This is a genomic window from Photorhabdus hindustanensis, from assembly GCF_002968995.1.
GTDB classification, from domain to species: Bacteria; Pseudomonadota; Gammaproteobacteria; order Enterobacterales; family Enterobacteriaceae; genus Photorhabdus; species Photorhabdus akhurstii.
Genome location: NZ_PUWT01000038.1, coordinates 16,746 through 38,218, shown reverse-complemented (window position 1 = coordinate 38,218; position 21,473 = coordinate 16,746). Strand labels below are relative to the sequence as shown.

General features: G+C 41.5%; 21 protein-coding genes, 1 other RNA gene and 2 pseudogenes. 15 read left to right on the top strand and 9 right to left on the bottom strand.

What is annotated here, in order from left to right; all coding sequences use genetic code 11:
* The first annotated feature begins 43 nt into the window (after positions 1-43).
* Positions 44-2,065: an oxidoreductase gene (locus C6H66_RS14560; protein ID WP_105395934.1), complete on the top strand. Its 2,022-nt coding sequence runs from the start codon at positions 44-46 to the stop codon at positions 2,063-2,065.
* A gap of 124 nt (positions 2,066-2,189) precedes the next feature.
* Here the strand turns inward: C6H66_RS14560 and sstT are convergent, their stop codons facing one another.
* Positions 2,190-3,437 carry a serine/threonine transporter SstT gene (sstT, locus tag C6H66_RS14555; protein ID WP_036808629.1) on the bottom strand — a complete coding sequence of 416 codons (1,248 nt, stop codon included), beginning with the start codon at positions 3,435-3,437 and terminating at the stop codon, positions 2,190-2,192.
* 289 nt (positions 3,438-3,726) lie between these two features.
* The gene (locus C6H66_RS14550) at positions 3,727-4,689 is read right to left on the bottom strand and encodes a TerC family protein (protein ID WP_105395933.1); all 963 of its coding nucleotides are present in this window, start codon (positions 4,687-4,689) and stop codon (positions 3,727-3,729) included.
* Positions 4,690-4,778: 89 nt separating this feature from the next.
* Here C6H66_RS14550 and C6H66_RS25655 point away from each other — a divergent pair, with 89 nt between their 5' ends.
* The 8 genes from C6H66_RS25655 to C6H66_RS14515 all read left to right on the top strand — a co-directional run bounded on the left by C6H66_RS25655 (position 4,779) and on the right by C6H66_RS14515 (position 10,030).
* Positions 4,779-4,985: a hypothetical protein gene (locus C6H66_RS25655; protein ID WP_152662958.1), complete on the top strand. Its 207-nt coding sequence runs from the start codon at positions 4,779-4,781 to the stop codon at positions 4,983-4,985.
* Between the two features lie 265 nt (positions 4,986-5,250).
* Positions 5,251-5,922, top strand: a complete 672-nt coding sequence (locus C6H66_RS14545) for a DedA family protein (RefSeq protein WP_036780344.1) — start codon at positions 5,251-5,253, stop codon at positions 5,920-5,922.
* A gap of 193 nt (positions 5,923-6,115) precedes the next feature.
* Positions 6,116-6,421, top strand: coding sequence for an ElaB/YgaM/YqjD family protein (locus tag C6H66_RS14540; protein WP_046396985.1), 306 nt, complete (start codon positions 6,116-6,118; stop codon positions 6,419-6,421).
* 1 nt (position 6,422) lies between these two features.
* Positions 6,423-6,824 carry a phage holin family protein gene (locus tag C6H66_RS14535; RefSeq protein ID WP_046396984.1) on the top strand — a complete coding sequence of 134 codons (402 nt, stop codon included), beginning with the start codon at positions 6,423-6,425 and terminating at the stop codon, positions 6,822-6,824.
* Positions 6,817-7,071, top strand: coding sequence for a YqjK-like family protein (locus C6H66_RS14530; protein ID WP_036780338.1), 255 nt, complete (start codon positions 6,817-6,819; stop codon positions 7,069-7,071). The genes C6H66_RS14535 and C6H66_RS14530 overlap by 8 nt, the downstream gene beginning before the upstream one ends.
* A gap of 224 nt (positions 7,072-7,295) precedes the next feature.
* Positions 7,296-7,691, top strand: a complete 396-nt coding sequence (locus C6H66_RS14525; RefSeq protein WP_036780336.1) for a DoxX family protein — start codon at positions 7,296-7,298, stop codon at positions 7,689-7,691.
* Positions 7,692-8,822: 1,131 nt separating this feature from the next.
* Positions 8,823-9,161 (top strand): hypothetical protein, encoded by a 339-nt coding sequence (locus C6H66_RS14520; protein WP_105395932.1) that lies wholly within the window; start codon positions 8,823-8,825, stop codon positions 9,159-9,161.
* 98 nt (positions 9,162-9,259) lie between these two features.
* On the top strand, positions 9,260-10,030 hold the full coding sequence (locus C6H66_RS14515; protein WP_105395931.1) for a hypothetical protein: 771 nt from the start codon (positions 9,260-9,262) through the stop codon (positions 10,028-10,030).
* A gap of 479 nt (positions 10,031-10,509) precedes the next feature.
* Here the strand turns inward: C6H66_RS14515 and C6H66_RS14510 are convergent, their stop codons facing one another.
* The gene (locus C6H66_RS14510; protein WP_046396982.1) at positions 10,510-11,406 is read right to left on the bottom strand and encodes a LysR family transcriptional regulator; all 897 of its coding nucleotides are present in this window, start codon (positions 11,404-11,406) and stop codon (positions 10,510-10,512) included.
* A gap of 111 nt (positions 11,407-11,517) precedes the next feature.
* On the opposite strand from C6H66_RS14510, the gene C6H66_RS14505 reads away from it, so the two are divergent.
* The gene (locus C6H66_RS14505) at positions 11,518-12,219 is read left to right on the top strand and encodes a pirin family protein (RefSeq protein ID WP_046396981.1); all 702 of its coding nucleotides are present in this window, start codon (positions 11,518-11,520) and stop codon (positions 12,217-12,219) included.
* Between the two features lie 41 nt (positions 12,220-12,260).
* Here the strand turns inward: C6H66_RS14505 and rnpB are convergent.
* An RNA gene (rnpB, locus tag C6H66_RS14500) (RNase P RNA component class A) lies at positions 12,261-12,637 on the bottom strand.
* 77 nt (positions 12,638-12,714) lie between these two features.
* Positions 12,715-13,581, bottom strand: a complete 867-nt coding sequence (gene rsmI, locus C6H66_RS14495; RefSeq protein ID WP_105395930.1) for a 16S rRNA (cytidine(1402)-2'-O)-methyltransferase — start codon at positions 13,579-13,581, stop codon at positions 12,715-12,717.
* A 63-nt stretch (positions 13,582-13,644) separates the two neighbouring features.
* On the opposite strand from rsmI, the gene C6H66_RS27665 reads away from it, so the two are divergent.
* The 5 genes from C6H66_RS27665 to dolP all read left to right on the top strand — a co-directional run bounded on the left by C6H66_RS27665 (position 13,645) and on the right by dolP (position 17,048).
* Positions 13,645-13,908 carry a hypothetical protein gene (locus C6H66_RS27665; protein ID WP_422615613.1) on the top strand — a complete coding sequence of 88 codons (264 nt, stop codon included), beginning with the start codon at positions 13,645-13,647 and terminating at the stop codon, positions 13,906-13,908.
* Complete coding sequence (locus C6H66_RS14490; RefSeq protein ID WP_422615612.1) at positions 13,883-15,388, top strand: penicillin-binding protein activator; 1,506 nt, start codon at positions 13,883-13,885, stop codon at positions 15,386-15,388. The genes C6H66_RS27665 and C6H66_RS14490 overlap by 26 nt, the downstream gene beginning before the upstream one ends.
* Positions 15,389-15,466: 78 nt before the next feature.
* Entirely contained in the window at positions 15,467-15,847 is a 381-nt protein-coding gene (locus tag C6H66_RS14485; protein WP_036808613.1) for a YraN family protein, read from the top strand.
* 24 nt (positions 15,848-15,871) lie between these two features.
* Positions 15,872-16,462 (top strand): DnaA initiator-associating protein DiaA, encoded by a 591-nt coding sequence (gene diaA, locus C6H66_RS14480; RefSeq protein ID WP_036780324.1) that lies wholly within the window; start codon positions 15,872-15,874, stop codon positions 16,460-16,462.
* A 10-nt stretch (positions 16,463-16,472) separates the two neighbouring features.
* Positions 16,473-17,048: a division/outer membrane stress-associated lipid-binding lipoprotein gene (gene dolP, locus C6H66_RS14475; protein ID WP_036808610.1), complete on the top strand. Its 576-nt coding sequence runs from the start codon at positions 16,473-16,475 to the stop codon at positions 17,046-17,048.
* Between the two features lie 133 nt (positions 17,049-17,181).
* On the opposite strand, the gene mtgA is transcribed toward dolP, so the two are convergent.
* The 4 genes and pseudogenes from mtgA to arcB all read right to left on the bottom strand — a co-directional run.
* Positions 17,182-17,907, bottom strand: a complete 726-nt coding sequence (gene mtgA, locus C6H66_RS14470) for a monofunctional biosynthetic peptidoglycan transglycosylase (protein WP_105395929.1) — start codon at positions 17,905-17,907, stop codon at positions 17,182-17,184.
* 4 nt (positions 17,908-17,911) lie between these two features.
* Positions 17,912-18,565 (bottom strand): isoprenoid biosynthesis glyoxalase ElbB, encoded by a 654-nt coding sequence (elbB, locus tag C6H66_RS14465; RefSeq protein ID WP_105395928.1) that lies wholly within the window; start codon positions 18,563-18,565, stop codon positions 17,912-17,914.
* 237 nt (positions 18,566-18,802) lie between these two features.
* Positions 18,803-19,156, bottom strand: a pseudogene (locus tag C6H66_RS27660) (Hpt domain-containing protein); the annotation flags it as partial.
* 63 nt (positions 19,157-19,219) lie between these two features.
* Positions 19,220-21,149, bottom strand: a pseudogene (gene arcB / locus C6H66_RS14455) (aerobic respiration two-component sensor histidine kinase ArcB); the annotation flags it as partial.
* Between the last annotated feature and the right edge of the window lie 324 nt (positions 21,150-21,473).

Genomic DNA, 21,473 nt, shown 5'->3' with positions numbered 1-21,473 from the left:
TAATAATCTGGTTATGATTGACAAACACCCGACGGAGATTGCAATGAGCCATTATCCTCACCTGTTGACCCCTCTAGATCTAGGGTTCACCACACTGAAAAACCGCATTTTGATGGGATCAATGCACACTGGACTAGAAGAACATCCTGATCGCGCCCAGAGACTTGCCCGCTTTTACGCTGAACGGGCAGCCGGAGGAGTGGCATTGATTGTCACAGGCGGAATTTCACCAAATAAACAAGGTGTTATAGGAAAAGGCACTGCATTTCTGGTAGATGAAAAAGATCTTATTCACCATAAAATTATTACAGATGCAGTTCATCAGGCTGGTGGAAAAATCGCCATGCAAATCTTACATACCGGCCGTTACAGCTATCAACCACACCTTGTCGCCCCCACAGCTATTCAAGCACCGATTAATCCATTCATGCCCCGTGAAATGACAGAAGAGGACATCCAGCAAACCATTACTGATTTCGCTCACTGCGCACAACTGGCACAGCAAGCCGGCTATGATGGCGTAGAAATTATGGGTTCTGAAGGTTATCTGATTAATCAGTTCCTGACTGCTCGTACCAACCACCGCCAAGATAAATGGGGCGGAAGTTTTGAAAATCGCATGCGCTTTGCCGTGGAGGTTGTTAAAGCTGTCCGCCAAGCAACTGGACGAGAATTTATTCTAATCTACCGGCTTTCAATGCTGGATTTAGTAGAAGAGGGATCTAATTGGCAGGAAATCGAGCAACTCGCTGTTGCCATTGAGCAAGCGGGAGCATCTATTATCAATACCGGTATCGGCTGGCATGAGGCTCGGATTCCAACAATTGCCACTATGGTTCCCCGTGCCGGATTCAGTTGGGTAACGCAAAAGCTAATGGGCAAAGTTTCTATCCCATTGATCACAACAAACAGAATTAATGATCCCAACATTGCAGAGCAAGTGCTAGCACAAGGTTGTGCCGATATGGTTTCTATGGCACGACCTTTTCTGGCCGATGCTGAATTTGTTATGAAGGCCCAACAGGGACGGGCCGATGAGATTAACACTTGTATTGGCTGTAATCAGGCCTGTCTGGATCAGATTTTTGTCGGTGAAATAGCCTCTTGTTTAGTTAATCCTCGCGCCTGCCACGAAACAGAAATGGCCGCCGAACCTGTTACTATGCCTAAAAAATTGGCGGTTGTCGGCGCCGGACCTGCCGGATTGTCATTCGCCGTGACCGCGGCCAGTCGTGGTCATCATGTCACTCTGTTTGAACGTGACGGACAGGTTGGCGGACAATTTAATATTGCCAAACAGATCCCTGGTAAAGAAGAATTTCATGAAACACTGCGTTATTTTCAACGTCAGTTGGCAATCCATCATGTTGATGTACGGTTGAACCAGACCGCAACAACAGAAGCGCTTTCTGATTTTGATGAGGTGATTATCGCCAGCGGCATTGCGCCTCGCCAACTCACGATCGAGGGTATCCATCACGAAAAGGTACTGAGCTACCTAGATGTATTAAGGGATAAGAAAAATGTCGGTCAACGTGTAGCTATCATTGGCGCAGGCGGCATCGGCTTTGATACCGCAGAATATTTGAGTCAACCAGGAAAAAGTTCTAGCCTTGATAGTACCGCTTTCAGTGAAGAGTGGGGTATTGACCATAATCTGACACACCGTGGTGGTTTATCCCCTCAAGGCCCCAAACCAGAAGCTTCTCCCCGGAAAATTTATTTATTGCAACGTAAGCCAACGAAGGTTGGTGAAGGACTAGGTAAAACAACAGGTTGGATACACAGAACCAATCTACACCTACGCGGCGTAAAAATGCTAAACAACATGCAATATTTAAAAATAGATGATCAAGGACTACATATTAGTTGCAATGGGGAACAGAGCTGTCTTGCCGTAGATAACATCATCATTTGTGCAGGACAAGAGCCACTGAGAGAATTGTATCAACCGTTACAGCAAGCAGGAAAAACTGTGCATCTTATTGGCGGGGCAGATGTTGCTGCCGAATTGGATGCTCGACGGGCTATCGATCAAGGTACTCGGTTGGGTCTTAAAATTTGATGATAAATAATAGCGGTCACAGACAAGTCGTAAAAACAAAGTAAATCCTCAAGCCGCGCCATTCCTGGCGCGGACATTTTACTCGCTCTTACCTAATTTTTTAAAGCCTGAATACTTTAATCAATTAATTACGTTGAGTTAGCTGATCCGATGACAGACGGTCATCCTCAGCCTGACAAACAGCGGCAGTGAACAATACATCGGTAGAAGAGTTCAGACTCGTTTCCGCGGAATCTTGTAATACACCAATGATCAAACCGACTGCGACAACCTGCATAGCCATCTCATTGGAAATCCCAAACATGCTACACGCTAAAGGGATCAACAATAATGATCCTCCTGCCACACCAGAAGCACCACAGGCACAAATTGCAGCAACCACACTCAGTAGAAATGCTGTAGGCAAATCAACCGATATACCTAGCGTATTGACCGCGGCTAAAGTCAATACCGTAATAGTCACCGCAGCGCCCTCCATATTGATGGTAGCTCCCAACGGGATAGAAACTGAATAAGTATCTTCATGCAGATTCATACGGCGGCACATCGCCATATTCACCGGAATATTTGCAGCCGAACTGCGAGTAAAAAATGCAGTTACGCCGCTTTCACGCAGGCAAGCAAATACCAGCGGATAAGGATTACGACGAATTTTCCAGTAAACAATCAATGGATTTACAATGAGCGCCATAACCAACATACAACCCAGTAATACAACCAGCAATTGAACATATCCCAGTAAGGCACCAAATCCCGTTTCTGCAATGGTTGAAGACACCAGACCAAAAATACCAATCGGTGCAAGACGAATGACCACCCGAACAATCTGAGTAACCGCCTCAGACATATCATGAATTAGAGATTTAGTTGAATCCGTTGCATGGCGCAGTGCGATCCCAAGACCAATAGCCCAAGCAAGAATACCGATATAATTACCGTTCAGTAACGCGTTTACTGGATTAGCGACAATATTAACCAGTAACCCTTTAATCACCTCCATAATGTTTTCAGGCGGAGACATCTGAGCATCATTGACAGCTAACACCAGTTGTAACGGGAACATAAAGCTACCGGCCACAGCAACCAAAGCAGCAAAAAAAGTACCCAAGACATAGAGGATAAGGATCGGACGAATATTGGTTTTCTGGCCTTCTTTATGGTTAGCAATAGAAGACATAACCAGAATCCATACCAATACAGGGGCTACCGCTTTCAAGGCGCCAACGAACAACGTCCCAAGCAAACTGACTGATTTGGCAACCGAAGGCGTCAACCACGCTAACAGTATCCCTGCAATTAAACCTACCAAAATTTGTTTAACCAGGCTCCCTTGTACAAGGTAATACACGAAGCCACGTTTTTGTTTTTCCATAGCTGATCCATTTTATTAACAGTTCTGTTAAGTCTATATTTTTGTGTTTGTTTCCTCAGTATAGGGAAACCAAGAGTAGTGAAAAGCTGCGATAGTTAAAATATACAACCTCGCCAGCACTTATTAACAATACATTCACATTTGTGTGATCAAAACGGCAATTTACACATTTACAAAACACAATTATTTGTTTTTATGTTTAACCATTTCGCAGCAATTTAAGACAATAAGAAACCATATCTTCCCGTTCAAGAAAGATATGGTTATCTGTTAAAAAATAGTTATCTAATTACTGAATCTCTTTAGTTTTGTGTTTATTTACCCAAACATTAATAATCATTGTTATTGTCAAAATACTCGCTACAGTTCCCAGAGAAATCCCCATAGGAATATGATAAAAATCCATTATTAACATCTTAATACCGATAAATACCAGAATGACTGATAAACCATATTTCAGCATTGTAAATTTCTCTGCCACACCTGCCAGTAAAAAATACATTGCACGTAATCCTAAAATAGCGAAAAGATTAGAGGTTAAAACAATAAAAGGATCTGTAGTCACAGCAAAAATAGCAGGAATACTGTCTACAGCAAAAATAACGTCACTAATTTCAACCAAAATCAGAACCAGGATTAGCGGAGTCGCATATAACAAACCTTTTTCTTCCACAAAGAAACGTTCTCCGTGAAGATTATCAGTGATACGAATATGCGCTTTTAGCCAACGGACAAAAGGTTTATCGCCTATCGGGGAGTCATCCTCTTTCGCCAACGCCATCTTAACACCGGTAACCAGCAGAAAGATGCCGAACAGATAGAGTATCCAACTGAATTGAGAAACCAGCCAGCTCCCTGCAAAGATCATCACGGTACGCAACACAATTGCGCCTAAGACACCGTAAATGAGTACCCGACGTTGCAAATTTGCCGGAATAGCAAAATAGCTAAATAACATCAGCCAAACAAACACATTATCAACAGCGAGTGCTTTCTCAAGTAAATACCCTGTAAGGAAAGCCATCGTCTGACTATTGGCAACAGCTTCCCCTGCGGTTTCTCTGCAATACCACCATAATCCTAATGCAAATAAGAGCGATAAACTTATCCAGATCACACTCCAGACAGCAGCTTGACGAAATGACATTGCCTGCTCTTTCTTACGCCCCTGTAAGGATAGATCCAGCAGTAACATAATCGTAATTAAGACAGCAAAACTTCCCCATAAAAGAGGGCTACCCACAGAGTTCATTTTCTTTCTCTCACAAACAAAAACGGCTGAAGTCTCAGAAGACGCCAGCCGCTGCTATATTTCTTCCCCACATCGTGGAGATGGATGTATTGCAAGCAACCCTCGCCTTCTGGCAAGGTCTCACTTACAACACAGAAAATGCACCATCAGGTATAAGTTCAGGGTTGCCCGGCTACCGGATGCTGTTGCATCGTAATGACGATAAACCGGCAAGGAAGTTACTCCCCTTTGCTGTGGTGAAAAGTAAATCAAATCGATACAAGAATCAATCTACCACTGAAAAAATAAAAAAATAACAGCAAAAACAGTAGGAACAAACGCAACTCATCCAACCTCATAAACCATTTCCTATCCCATTTTAATGAACGTTCAATTGCTCACCAAAATTTTCTGTTTAGTCACCCCTGATTTTGTTACAGTGGCACAGGCCGCGTCATTTGCCTTTTTCAACGGAGTAAAAAGGCATTAAAACCAGCCAAATAACGTAAAACAGGACGTAATTTAATCAGTTTAGCCTCATGCTTTCAGGATGAACGAACAAAGGCATTTTAGGAACACCTGATGGAAATAGTAAAAGAACTTATATATGCACTTTGGCACCAGGATTATGAAACTCTGGCCAATCCATCCCTATTATGGGCCATTTATATCATGCTATTCTTGATCCTCTTCCTTGAAAATGGCCTCCTTCCCGCTGCATTCTTGCCAGGAGACAGCCTGCTTATACTGGTTGGCGTATTAATTGCCAAAGGTGCAATGAGTTTCCCTCTGACGATTGTAATATTAACAGCCGGAGCAAGCTTAGGTTGTTGGGTCGGTTATCTCCAAGGGAAATGGCTAGGAAATACCAAAATAGTACAAGGCTGGCTCTCTCACCTTCCCGCCTATTACCACCAAAGAGCTTACAGTCTTTTTCACCGCCACGGCCTGTCAGCTTTACTTCTCGGCCGTTTCCTCGCATTTGTCAGAACCCTGCTACCGACACTTGCAGGACTGACAGGTCTACAAAACAGCCGTTTCCAGTTTTTTAACTGGCTCAGCGGCTTCCTGTGGGTCATCATCCTTACCTCTTTGGGTTATGCACTCGGTAAGACCCCCATTTTTCGTCAGTATGAAGACTTGGTAATGAATTTCCTGATATTACTGCCACTTGCTTTACTCATTATTGGTTTTAGCGGCAGTTTGTTAGTTGTGTGGCGTAAAAAAACCTGCCAATCCCCTCAAAAAAAGTGATTAATTCCAACAAAGCCTAATATTCCTCCCTGCTGTAGATAGAAGTATTGTTTGCAGCAGAATAGTGAAATAACTCTAATGTTTTTTATTCACCTTTCCAAATATAAGCTATATTTAAGGATAGTCTTTTCCGGCATCAGGAAAAGCGACTAACTAAGTCAAATATACACACCTTAAATGAGGAGTAATCTACATGTCACAGATGAAAAATACTGAAGATCTACGCATTGAACTAAAATCACTTGCAGAGACACTGGAAGAAGTGATCAAAAGCTCTGGTGATAAATCCAAAGTTGAGTTAGAAGAACTTCGCAACAAAGTAGAGGAAGTCATCAAAGATACTCGTTTTAAACTCGGTAATGCCAGCGATATGGTTGTTAAGAAAACAAAAGATATGGCGGGCCGTGCCGATCTCTACGTTCATGATAAACCGTGGACAAGCATCGGTATAGGTACTGTGGTCGGTGCCGTATTAGGTGTATTATTAGCTAAACGCTAATATGAGTAACTCATCCAAATCTCAAGGCCCCGGTAAAGGGGTCCTTGATATTCTCCAACGTATTGCCACTGTTGCTGTCGAGATAGTAGAAACTCGTTTACAACTCATCGTTGTAGAGTTGGAAAAAGAAAAAGCCACTTTGATACAACTGATAGTCATAGCCAGCCTGACATTACTGCTCACCGCTTTCGGCCTCATGTGTCTACTTGTTATGATTTTTTGGGCTATCGATCCCAACTGGCGTTTTACCGTATTAGCAAGTACCACTGGCACACTACTCGTTCTGGCGCTTATTGGCCTTATATGGACCATTAGGAAAGCGAAAAGTTCAACATTACTGAGCGCTACTCGCGAGCAACTCAAGATCGACCGAGAAATGCTGGAAGATTACAGTAATGAGTAAACAACGTCAGGAAAAAAAGCTGAGAAAACAGCAGTTACTCAGAAATATCCAGCTACAACGACTTGAACTTTCCAACAATACACAGCTCTGGAAGAACCTCACTGAACCTTATGACAAAAGCTGGCAGAAGCTTTTGTCATTAAAACCTTATCTGCGACCCGCAATCCACGCTATCTCTTTATATAGCCTCCGTCACCCTGTGAAGTTCTATCATTTGTCGCGCTATATCATTCGACTATTGAAATGAAAATGGTAATAATTCTTCATAATATCTTTGGTTGATGATCACTCTGGTTGCTTATATTCAAAAACTTTGTATAAAATTGTTAATAATCCTTGCTTACAACTAAGCTCATCTCTCTTTAGTATACATTCCATCCGTTAATGATTAACAAATTGTGCTATTTCGGGTTGGTACAAGTTAATCATCAAACAAACCATCGTGATTTACCTGTATATCTGGAGTTGTTAATGAAAAAATTTGAAGACAATGCTCTGCTACTGGCCCGTATTTTAATGCCAATCCTATTTATCGTTGCAGGTTATGGAAAATTAGGTGATTCCTACGCGGATACTCAGCAATATATGCATGCTATGGGCGTCCCTGGTTTTCTATTACCACTGACGATTTTACTTGAATTGGGTGGTGGTCTGGCCGTTCTATTTGGTTTCTTAACTCGTACCACTGCGTTATTTACCTTTGGTTTCTGTATCTTGACTGCCATACTCTTCCACAGCAATTTCGCTGAAGGCATGAACCAGACTATGTTTCTCAAGAACCTGACCATCGGTGGAGGTTACCTGTTACTGGCTATCACAGGTCCAGGTAAATTCAGTATCGACCACTTGATAAAGAGAAACTGGTAATATCTTGCTGTGGCTGTTCTGAATCTGAGAGATAACCATTCTCAGGTAAAAAGTGAAACGATTAAAATCCCTCTCTTGCTCAAGGATTTTATCAGCCAATCACCCAATATTGAGCCTAAAGATAAATAGTAATTCGAGAGTTCTGGAAGATCTTTCGGATTACTTTAATCAATAGACCAAACTTTTATTGAATTATAGTGATTCTGGTAAAATAATTATTTTATCAAAATAAATAACCACCTCATTTCTCGGCAGGAAATAATTAACTCTATTTTCGACAACATATTAAAAGCACCCTTAAGAATTTAACATAAAGAGTATAGAATTTGCAGTGTAAATCCTATTAACACCCACCATACTAATTTAAATAAACAATAAAAATTAATTTAAATATATTTAAAGATTATTTAATCAAATTCAATTTTTTAATCACAATATAATTACTTTAAATTTATTTAACTTGCTCCCGTAAAATGAAATAAATTACCACATATCAATAATATTACATTCACAAATAGGTCATAATATATTTCAGCATAAATCAGACATTATCAAATTTAAAAAATAATTTTTGCACTCCTATTATAATTAAATTACTTTATTATTTCATAATAAATTATTGCTATTACAACATCGAATGATTATTTATATAGCGATTTAAATTAAAATTCACACGTTTTTATTATTTAATTTTACGATTAATATATTTCCTTTACATAATTATCGCTCATTATATTCCAGGCAATAAAATAATAAAAATTTAACATTATCACATTAAATTAAAAACCATTTCAACAATAGCTACACTTATTATATTACAACCACTTTTCCCTAAAAATAATATTAAGACAATCGGTTTTAAAAAAAACAATCAGTTGTTTTTTAAATTACAGCATAAAACTAAAAATGCCTATAACTCTTGAACAAAACAACTTGACACATAACTATATACATTAGAAAATCATTTAATCAACAGGAAAGCCATTAAAAACATTGACATTAAAAAAATTGATAGTAACGCAGGCTAATAGTTAGTATTTAAATTTAAATAATTGTGTTTTAATTTCACCAAAATACCTGTGCCAGATAATTCACAGAATTCTTCATAAAATAAACGAATAGGGAAGACAAATGAAATATAGTTCAATTGCTTATACCATTATTTGTTTAATACCACTTTATGCTACCGGAGCAGGAAAATTAAAGGATGTTTGCGACGGTAAATTAATTACTAATACATCTATAAGCAGTATAAATATTACTAGCAACCAAAATGGAAATGGACCTGCCATGAATGTATTAGTAGAAGGGCAATGGTATGATACATATCTAACCCCTGGTATTACAGAGGGTAACGGTGTTTATGGACTCTATGATATGAGTCATAATGCTTATCTCAATGCATTAGAAGTTAACGTTTGCGTAAGACTTGGTAATTTAAGAGGCATTGAATTAATTTATAGACCATAAAATTCCAAGCCAGAAAAATAGAGCTAACATTAATCAATGTACTTATAATGCATTGTTAAATCAACATTTAATTCCCATAAAATAATAACGGAGAATTTATGACTATTCATGGTAAAAAAATAAATGTGAAATTAAGAAAAGACACACCAGACCAACTATCCGCAAATGACTTAAAGGCACAATTGACTGCTATTGGATTAACATGTGACCTTACGGATGAAAGTTTACTCACAGAATATATTGAGGACGTAAGAAGACAACTAATTACAGGAAGTACACAGTCATTTGCAATTGGGGAATATATTGCTGACAATTTCGTACATACATCCAGAGCTAACTGGTCACCAGAGGACCAGGCCCTCGGATACAAAACGCAACTAATTTATATTGGTGTACCTGAACATTTTAAATGGCTAGGGAAAAATTGTAGTACATTTGCGGGAAATGAGGATGATCCACCAGCATCAACAGATAAATATGATAACGTAGATGCAGTGAAAAGTGCCTTTATCCAAATTGCTAAGGGATCTTCTGAGACTCTAGTACAACCTCTGGACAAAACAGATATGGAATCTGCGCTAACAAATCTCCTAAGCTCAATTAATGATGACAATATCCAAAATTATGATTCCGGCTGGAGAATAAAACTCCTCTTACTAATAGATAATTTCGATAAAGAAAAAGATACAGGCAATGGAATTGGGGTATTAGGAATACGTTGGAGACTACAAATAAAAGATTATAGAAAAAAGAGCAAAGACAACGCTAAACATAACACAACAATTAGCCTAAGTAGCTGGTCTGTCATATATGACAATACCGATGATCTTCTCAAGCAATATCATATGGTAAAAGATAATTTTGGCTAAAAATAATAGATGGAGACGAATTAAGCTAATAAGTACAATTTTTCAAAAAGTCAGGCGGTTGCTATAGTCGCATCTTTCTTGCCAAAGAAAAATGCACTATGGCCTAGCCTATTTGTTGCCATTGATTAAAGAAAAGATACACAATAATAGAGCCAACAACCCTATAAGAATATATTAACATCAGGGCAACCATTCTGACCTAGGGGAAAACCGTTCTGGTGTTATTAATAAATACGAAAATCTCTCTGTTTTTATCACTGTCTGGCACAAAAAAATAGAACCATCAATACTCAGCGAATAGAGATCACAAAATTTACACCTACCAGTGATGATAACTCTGCTCAAAAAGAGCTTGGTAGCAAAGCCCCCAAGCTCTTTCAGCAATCAGATTAAGGGCGCAGAAAGACACAGGTTAAGCAATCATCAAATCATGTTTTTTCAGCCTGCCTTCTAATTTTGATTGCTCACATCGCTTCCACTTACCGACTAACAAACAATTTAGGGATTTCCCGCAAACACCAAGACTTAGCTTCCCCCATGCTGTCTCGTCGCCATGCCATAATGACATTTGTGTCATGGCTGTATTCGGAGCTAATCACCCGCAAACGGCCCTCTGCAATATCTTGTTCCACCATAGGATAAGGCATGGTAGCAACACCCAGCCCAGCTAAGAGAGCACGGCGTTTATCTTCCAAAGAACTGACCGTCAAACGCTGTTGTTTATCTAACAATTGAACCGTCAATACCGGGCGCTCCCTAGCTGTATCCGCCACAGCAATACCACGGTACTTCACCCTCGTGACATCGGACAAAGGTTCCGGCTCTTGATGTATAGGATGATCAGGGCTAGCGACATAAACATTGGTAATGCTGTAAAGCTGACGCGAATTAATTTCTGCCGATGCGCGAAAATGCATATCTGGTGCAATAACAATATCCGCCCGACCTGTTTCCAACCTCTCCCATGCACCAGCCAAAACCTCCGTCAATAAAGAGAGCTGAGTGTTCGATTTTTGAGCAAGCTTACCCACTAACGGGAATAATGAAGAAGCAGGAACCAACGCTTCACAAACAATTGTCATGTGAGTTTCCCAGCCTCTCGCTAATGCTTCTGCATCAGCGGTTAATTTATCCGCCGCTTCAAGCAATTGGCGTCCACGCTCAAGCAACATACGACCAACATTGGTGAATTTAGTTCTGTGACCTGAACGATCAAACAGTACTACATCCAACTCTTCTTCTAATTTTTGCATCGTATAGCTAAGTGCAGAAGGAACACGGCCAAGCTCATCAGCAGCCGCAGCAAAACTTCCCCGCCGGTCAATCGCATCCATGACCCGGAGAGATTCCAGTGTAAGCGCTCGTTCTTTGCTCATATTTTTCTCAATCAGGAAATTTGAATATGGTGACCAGATTAACTGGCTAACATTTCGCCGTCCAGATAATTACTATTCTTAGTGTGTGTTTTTTTCAAGGTAACCGCCATCATGATTATAAATAGAACAGCAAAACAATGTGGGAAAGCTGACTATGGTTGGCTACAGGCTCGTTATACATTTTCATTTGGTCACTATTTTGACCCAAAGTTTTTAGGTTATGGCGCACTACGTGTACTCAATCAAGAAGTCATCGCCCCCAAAGCCGCTTTCCAACCTAAATCCTATCCACATGTGGATATATTGAATATTATTCTACAAGGTGAAGCAGAATACCGTGACAGCGAAGGCAACTACATCAGAGCCCGCAAGGGAGAATGTTTGCTATTTTCTACCCGTCAAGGCATCAGCTACAGTGAACATAATGCCAGTACTAACAAACCACTGACGCGCTTACAGCTTTGGCTGAATGCCTTTCCTCAGCAGGAAAGCTTACCATTGCAACGAATGGAGCTACCAGAACAACCATTAGCTATGCTAGCTTCTCCAACCGCAGAAGATGGCAGTATGCAATTACGTCAGCAAGTGTGGGTAAATCATATTTTCCTTACTAAAAATCAATCTCATCATCTGCAATTGAAGGGAAAAAATGCCTATCTGCAATCCTTAAACGGAAATATAAAAATAAGAGGCAATTCCAAGGACAACATTTTGATTAAATGCGGAGATGGCGCTTTTATTCATGAAGAAAATCGTCTGGTTTTAAAAGCAGATACTGAATTTCAGGGGCTGTTAATTGATCTGGCGGCTTAGAAAAGTGAAAGCCCCATCAGATTAATCTAATGGGGCTAAATTTTTGAAGTTAACCGATAAGCCGGGTTCTGTCGTGGACAGCCATTCATCTAGGCCAGCACTTACGCACTGGCTCAAGCAGCCTACCCGGGTTCGATACGGGCCGTACCTAATGAACCCCTATTTGGCCTTGCTCCGGGTGGAGTTTACCGTGCCACGGACTGTTACCAGCCGTGCGGTGCGCTCTTACCGCACCCTTTCACCCTTACCTGATCCTACATTAAGTAGGCCATCGGCGGTTTGCTCTCTGTTGCACTGGTCGTGGGCTTTCACCCCCCAGACGTTATCTGGCACCCTGCCCTGTGGAGCCCGGACTTTCCTCTCCTCTACCCATCGTCCAAAGGATTAATAGTAAAGCAGCGACTGTCTAGTCAACTCCGCGCCGGATTATAAGGGGTTTGCCTGACGATGTATAGGCATTTACTGATTATCTGCCCTGTATATCAGCAATTACCACTATTCTTCACTCTGTCCCAACCCATGACGATAAAGCGCATTTTTCTTTACACCATGAATCTCTGCCGCCAATGCAGCCGCTTTTTTCAATGGCAATTCTTGTTGAAGAAGCACCAGTGTTCTTAATGCCTCTGGAGGCAAAATATCGTCATCCTGTTTTTTACAGCCTTCAACGATCAATACCATTTCACCACGGCGACGGGTTTCATCTTCCTTAACCCACGCCAAAAGTTCACCTACTGGCATCCCCTGAATAGATTCCCAAGTTTTTGTCAATTCTCGCGCCAGAACGACGTAACGTTCAGCTCCCCACACTTCAACCATATCTTCCAAACTATCGATCAGACGATGAGTAGATTCATAAAAAATTAATGTGCGCGACTCCTTTTCCAAAGCCCGCAACGTATCACTCCGGCTTTTACGTTTTGCGGGCAAAAATCCTTCGTAACAGAAACGATCTGATGGCAGACCCGCAGCAGACAAGGCGGTTATCGCCGCACAAGGCCCCGGAAGTGGGACAACATGAATACCGGCTTCACGACAACGGCGAACCACATGATAACCAGGATCATTAATCAGAGGCGTTCCTGCATCAGAGACTAATGCAATACTTTGCCCTTGTTGAAGCTTTGTAATTAATTGATCTGCTTTCTGCTGTTCATTATGATCATGAAGTGCGAACATGCGCGCATTAATGGCAAAATGTTGAAGCAACAAGCCAGTATGTCGCGTATCTTCGGCAGCAATCAGATCGACATGCTCAAGAACTTCAAGCGCACGCTGAGTGATATCACCCAGGTTTCCAATGGGGGTTGGCACAACATATAGCGTGGATGTCGTAACCACTGCTCGATTAGGTTGATTCATTGTTTCATCCGAATGGCCGATTTAAAATTGAGCATCTTTGAAAAAAACATCGCTGGATACAGTATGCTTTCCTCAATTTTTGTGCGTATCAAAACTGGTTTAGTCTGTTCAGCTATGCTGGCAGTTATGATCATCGCAGGATGTACCGCGCCTGACCAACAGGTACAACAACCTTCGCAAATTCAGGACAAAATCAGTACAGAAATCGCCCGTTATCAATCCATCATTGATGCCGCTCATGGCGAACCTTCTCTTGATGTCATCCGTGCTTATATCGCTCAGGAACCACTTCTGAAAGAGAGTGCGGCTCATCAAAAAAAATATTGATGACACCTGGCAAATGTTGACCCGTCTTTCACCACAAGAGCGCCGTGGGTTAGTCATTAACGCTGATGAAAATGTTCTGCAAGGCTGGCTGGACTTACTCAGTGCCTATCAGGATAACAAACAGGACTCTGACAAACTACAGGCGGCTATCCATGACTGGAAAATTCGTTATCCACAAAACCCTGCCGCACTGTCACTCCCAACTCAGTTACAACCGGCAGCTATCCAACAGCAAGATACAAATATCCATCTTGCTCTGTTCCTGCCGTTAAGTGGTCAAGCAAAAGTATTCGGTGAAGCCATTCGCCAAGGTTTTCTTGATGCTCAGGCTGGTTTACCAAGTCCATCACTGCCAACAGAAAACCCGGAAAATTTATCTATAGCAGACAGCGATAGTGCGTCAAATGACGTGGTTTCTGCCGATATCTCCCCCAGTGAAGTGGCGCCCGTGGAATCAGCAACACCAACTATTCAGACAACCCCTGTCATAGCCAATGCGCCGATTAATACACAACAGGTCAAAATCTATGACACCGCCAGCCAGCCATTGGAGAATTTATTAATTCAAGCTAAGCAGGACGGCGTGAATTTAGTTGTCGGACCGTTACTCAAACCCGATGTGGTTAAACTCGTTCAGATAAATACTTCATTAAATATGCTAGTACTCAACGAGTTAGATAATGCTCAACCACAGCCCAATATCTGCTATTTTTCTTTATCGCCAGAAGATGAAGCGAAAAATGCCGCGGAACACATTTGGCTGCAACAGAAACAGAATCCTCTGATTTTGGTCCCCAGAGGGACTTTTGGCGACCGCATTGCCAACGCCTTTGCACAGGAATGGCAAAAACAAGGGGGGCATACTGTTCTGCAACAAACCTTTGGCTCTTCCGCCGAACTGAAACAATTAATTAATAGAGGTACGGGTATCCGCCTGACCGGAACAGCCGTCAATGTCACAAGCAATCAACCTACATCCATCGCCATTGGTGATCTGGAAATCCCTCAGATAAACACCGATGTTGTTCCTGCCTCTATCGGCGGATCAGTGGATGCAGTTTATATTGTTTCTACTCTGGATGAACTGACGCTGATTAAGACAATGATTGATATGGCGATCAGTTCCCGTGATAAGCCCGCCCTTTATGCAAGTTCCCGTAGTAATCAGGCCGGCGTCGGTCCCGATTTCCGTCTGGAGATGGAAGGAATGCAATTCAGCGACATTCCCTTAATCGCCGGAACTAACCTGCCGCTGATGCAGCAAGCAGCGAGTAAATTTGCAAATGATTACTCTTTGATGCGCCTTTACGCTATGGGCATTGATGCCTGGTCATTAGCAAATCAATTCAGCCAGGTTCAACTGCAAAGCGATTTCCATCTCAATGGCGCTTCCGGGATGCTGTCCGTTCAGGAAAACTGTACCATTTTCCGACAGCTCTCATGGATGAAATATCATCAAGGCCAAATCACGGCTATTTAATTAAGTAATTTGCCGCTTGTTACCAAGCGGCCTTTCAATTCAAATGACTCATTGTCAGAATGAAAATAAAAAAGCTGGATGAAAATAAAAAAGCCGACAAGTTATTTGCTAGGACGCAACTATGAAGCGCAAGCAAAGTTGTTTTTACAAAAACAAGGGCTATCTTTTATCGCCGCAAATGTGAAAGTTCGTGGTGGTGAAATTGACCTGATTATGAAAGACAAGCAAACTTGGGTTTTTATTGAGGTCCGTTTCCGCAAATCAGGGCAACATGGAGATGCACTGGCGACCGTCACCCATAGCAAGCGTAAAAAATTATTACACTCAGCCGCAATATGGCTGTTGCAACGGGGTGAATGTTTTGAAACCTCTTCTTGTCGCTTTGATATTTGTGCTATTACTGGTCAACAATTTGAATGGTTGCAAAATGCCTTCAATCAAAATGAGTTCTCTCGTTAAAATGATACTGAGTAGGTTATAAAGGTGCTGGATAGAATTAAAGTCTGTTTTACAGAAAGTATTCAAACTCAGATTGCAGCCGCAGAAGCATTACCTGATGCTATTTCGCGAGCGGCAATGATGATGGTTCAGTCATTACTGAATGGTAACAAAATTCTTTGCTGTGGCAATGGCGGCTCAGCCGCGACCGCCCAACGATTTGCTGCCAATATGATCAACCGGTTTGAGACTGAACGTCCAAGCCTGCCTGCATTGTCGCTTAACGCAGACAATGTGGTCATCACCGCGATTTCAAGCAATAAACAGCATGATGAAATTTATGCTAAACAAGTACGGGCATTAGGTCAGCCAGGCGATGTGTTATTAGCGATTTCCACGCATGGTAATAGCCGTGATATTGTTAAAGCCGTTGAAGCCGCTGTAACCCGCGATATGACGATTGTCGCCCTTACAGGCTACGATGGCGGCGAGCTTGCCGGCTTACTCGGGCCACAAGATGTAGAGATTCGTATTCCATCTCATCGCAGTGCCAGAATTCAAGAAGTTCATATGCTAACAGTTAACTGCTTATGTGACTTAATCGATAATACACTCTTTCCCCATCAGGATGACTAAGGAGCCAATAATGCGATTTTTCTCCCTATTAGCTACGATTTGCACTGCTGTGATGTTACAGGGGTGTATTGGTGCAGTCGTGGTAGGCTCTGCCGCCGTAGCGACTAAAACAGCAACCGATCCCCGAACAGTTGGTCAACAGGTTGATGATAGTACCCTCGAAGCCCGTGTCAGTAATGCGCTTAACAAAGATAAGCAGCTCAAAGAGCAAACCCGTATTATTACCACCGCCTATCAAGGAAAAGTTTTACTGACAGGTCAAAGCCCAGATTCAAACCTTTCAGACCGAGCTAAACAGATAGCATCGCGGGTTGATGGGGCACATACTGTTTACAATGAAATTCGTCAGGGGAAACCCGTTGCATTAAGTACAGCCTCCAAAGATACCTGGATTACAACTAAAGTACGCTCAAAAATCTTGGCTAGTGACTCGGTTAAATCTTCTAACATAAAAGTCGTTACGGAAAACGGCGAAGTCTTTTTATTAGGCATTCTGACCAAACAAGAAGGTAACGCCGCAGCAAAAATTGCCAGCGAAACTAACGGTGTTAAGCGGGTAACAACCGCATTCACTTATCTGAATTAACCATATTGATTGAAGATGATGACACAATAAGCCGGTCAAACATCTAGGTATTAGGCCGCGTCATTTTTTGACGCTGGCGTTTTACCTCTTTTCATCATCCAACGTCAAACCGAATAACTTCTCTATTCTTCCCTCAATCATTCTGCATTAACCCATTTTTCTCAAGGTAACTCACCCCGCCCAACAACCGCATTTGCCGCAAAATCCATTGTTGACGCTGTAAAACATAAGCCGAAGGCGCGTTAACTTTATAGCGGTGTGGATTAGGCAATACAGCCGCCAGTAAAGCCGCTTCTGATGCCGTCAATTTACTGGCTGATTTATGAAAATAGTGTCTGGATGCCTCTTCAACACCAAAAATTCCATCTCCAAATTCTGCTATGTTAAGGTAAACAGTCAGAATTCTACTTTTTGACCATCCTAGTTCAATGACAAAAGTCATCCCGGCTTCCACCCCTTTTCTTAACCAGCTACGCCCATCCCACAAAAATAAATTTTTGACCGTTTGCTGAGAAATCGTTGAAGCCCCTCTGAGTCTTCCAGAATTATTTTGGTTACGCTCAAGTACACTTTCGATAGCATCAAAGTCAAATCCCCAATGCTGTGGGAATTTTTGATCTTCCGCAGCAATAACAGCCAATGCGATATTTGGCGATATTTGTCCTTGCCCTACCCAGTCAGAATGAGATACATAAGAAAAATTAACCGATAACCAAGCGCTAATCTGGCGCTCAACCATAACCATAGAAAACGGCACTGGCAAAAATGAAAATGCAACAACAGAAACTATCCATAAGATAGTAACTGAGATTACGATTTTTTTAAGCCAGTACCATAAAAATTGAAAAGGATTTCGCATCCAGTTACTCAGTCATTTCCAATACTTTTCTGACAAGTTTATCAATTCCCACTTCTGCCTGAGAAATAGATTCAGCAAGCATGTAGGCTGGTGTTGTCACAATTTTATTTTCTAAATCAACAACAACATCATTTACCTCACAAACTATATGGATACCCCCCATTGCTTCTACTTGAGCAACTGTTTCAGGATCATTGCCGACCGTTAGTTTCACCGGTTTATTAAGTAATTTTGGCAACATAACAGGCGCAATGCACATAAATCCCATTGGTTTATGTTGCTTATGCATAGCCCTTACCAAACTTAATAAATCTTTATTTATTTCGCAATCAACTGTCTTAACAGCAAAGTCACATAAATTCTTCGCAACACCAAATCCCCCAGGAATTATCAGGGCATCAAATTCCTCTGCATTTGCTTGTGATAAAGGCTTAATTCTTCCCCTCGAAATACGGGCAGACTCCTGTAGGACGTTACGTTCTTCCCCTACTTCTTCGCCGTTAATATGATTAATAACATGAAGTTGTGGTACGTCAGGTGCAAAAAAGCTCGTTTTAACACCTAAACGGTCTAAAGAAAGCATAGTTAATACTGACTCATGAATTTCGCTACCATCGAAGACACCACATCCACTTAAGACAACCGCAACTGATTTCATACCTCACTCCATTTGTAGTAGATTATTGCTTAACCCTTTAGGGGGTTAAACACCAATCTTCATCACAGATTTTAATGAATCTTGTAACAAAAAATCTTATCTTTGCTATGTTGGTACTTGTATGATGTACGGAGAATTCCCCATTTACTCGCCGCAACCAAAGATCTATTAAATAGGCGTGTAAAAAGTTTTCCCTGGTGTTGGCGCAGTATTCGCGCACCCCAACCTCGGTTGGGGTTATTTTTTTTCAGCTTCCGCCAACCATTCTCTCAAAATTTCCGTATCGTTTCTCCATTCTTGCTTTAACTCATCAACCCATTCCTGAACATTATCCCACCATGCTGGTAAATCAGGTGATTGAATCTGCTGAGCCAGTTGCTGTAAATGACGTAATCCAACCGATCCCGCGGCACCTTTTATCTTATGCGCTTCCTCCGTAATGCCTTTCTGGTCTTTAGCTGTCATGTTCGAGTCAAGAACAGACAAGTAACCCGGCATCATCTTTTCAAACACACTCAGACTATCGCTAATCAACTGAGGTCCAACGAGTTCGATGTATTGGTTAAGCATTTCTGTATCAAGCAAATCTTCATTTTTTTTTCACCAATCCTGACTCCTCTTCTTCCGGCTGCATATGATGCACAGACTGTTCCCCCCAATATTGTTCAATAATGGCGGTTAACGCATTCACAGAAAGGGGCTTACTCAACACACCATTCATACCCGCATCCAGATACTCTTTTTTGTCTTTTAAGACATTTGCCGTCAGTGCAATCAGTGGGGGCAGATCTTTTTTGGCATATCGCCGACGTAATTCGCGGGCAATATCTAATCCAGTCATATCGGGTAACTGAATATCCAGCAATACCAGATCGAACTCTTCTGGCTCAAACATTTCTAACGCATCTTTACCATTCATGGCGACTTCTACGCTGTTACCCAATTTCTCCAGTACAGAGCGAGCAACAATCACATTCAGCTCAATATCTTCTACCAATAAGATATGCAAAGCCGGAAGTGGGCAATCTTCTGTATCTTCTTTGGATAGAAGACACTCCTCCATAGCAGGCGCAATGATAGACAGTGTAAATCGAGAACCCTGTCCCGGCTCACTTTCCACCACAATATCCCCTCCCATACTTTGAGCTAAACGCTTGGATACCGCCAATCCAATACCCGTTCCCGTTGCAGGACAACCACCATGACTGCCTTTCACTTGATAATACATCGCAAAAATCTTCTCTTGCTCATCATATGGGATACCAATCCCCGTATCTGTGACTTCAAACAGCAGGCGTTCCCCCTCTTCGTACCAAATCCGAACATTAATCTCCCCTTTTTGCGTAAATTTCACCGCATTGCCAATCAAGTTCCACAGAATTTGGCGCAAGCGAGTACCATCCGTCATGATTCTGGCAGGCAGTGGCAGTTCTGGACTCATTACAAATTTAATATCTTTCGGCTGCACCAGCAGCCCAGCGAGGTTTTCTAGATCGGATATAAAACCGGTAAAATCAATTGGCTGATTATCAATCTGTACTTTACGCCGTTCAATTTTATCCATTTCAATAATGTCATTGAAAATATTACCAAGCGTGATCGCACTGACATGAATCGTTTTCAGATAGTTATTTTGCTCAGACGTCAACTCAGTATCCAGCAGAATACGGCTCAAACCAACAATGCCATTTAAAGGTGTACGAAGCTCATGGCTAATCGTTGAGATAAAAGTAGTCTTATCCCTACTTGCATTCTCCAAAGCGTCCTGATAGCGCTTACGTTCCGTTATATCGCGCCCAAATCCCATAAGCCCGTGTCTTTTTCCCACCCGATCATAAAAAGGGACTTTCCGAAGCTCAAAACAGGCTTTCCGGCCATCGGGATAAACCAGCCACTGTTCATAAGTGAGTGCAACATTATGACGGAACACTTTTTCATCGGTTTTCATCACCTTGCGAGCAACTTCTTTGTCATAAACATCGTTTGGCGTCAGCCCGACAAGTTGTTTCTGACTTTTCCCCGTCAGTAGCTCCATCGCCCGATTACAACCAGAAAACTCATTATTTTCATTACGGTAATAAACCAAATCAGGAGAGGCATCGAGAAAAGATTTCAACAATACCGATTGCTGTTCCAATTCAATCTGCGTCTGCTCACGGTGTTTCATCTCTTCTTTGAGTTTATCCAACAATATCAGATGCGCCTGTTCAGCTTTTTCCCTTACAGAGATCTCCTGATTAAGCTTAATAATGTTGTCTTTTAATTGCTGATTAAGTTCCCGATCACGCTGGCGCATAACTTCCAACTTTTCAACTAATTTGGATAATCGTTGACGGGACTCTTCAAGCTGTTCAACAACAACCGAAAGAAAATAGACAGCCCAAGGCGTAATCAACAAACCAAAAAAAATTGAGCGAACTAAATCAATACTTTGCACTCCTCCTTGAAGCAAAAAAGTGACTACCATCTGTACACCCATTGCAAGAACAACCAATGCGGATGCAAGCAGTAATGAAAAGCGCACTAACCCCAATTTCATCATTAAATCAACATAATATTGGGCCAGGCCCCTGAGCAGCTTCATTTCATAAAAACTCCCGTTAAATATGACCATTCCAGATCATACCGTAAAAGACCGGCCACTTCGTTGAAGGAATAACAGAAATTGTTGACCTGGTAAAACAATAGTATTATTTAATAGTTTTAGTTATGACTCACCAAATATTATTCTGGCGTTTTACTCCTGCCGGTCTTTTCGCACAATCCAAATATGAATAAATAATCAAATACATTGATAAAATAAGCATAAAATTCTTTTTTACTCCTTTAACACCCCCAAAAAGATAAAACTTTATTCTTATAAAGAAACAAAAATACATATTAATTCTTTAAAGTTCACATTGTTTAG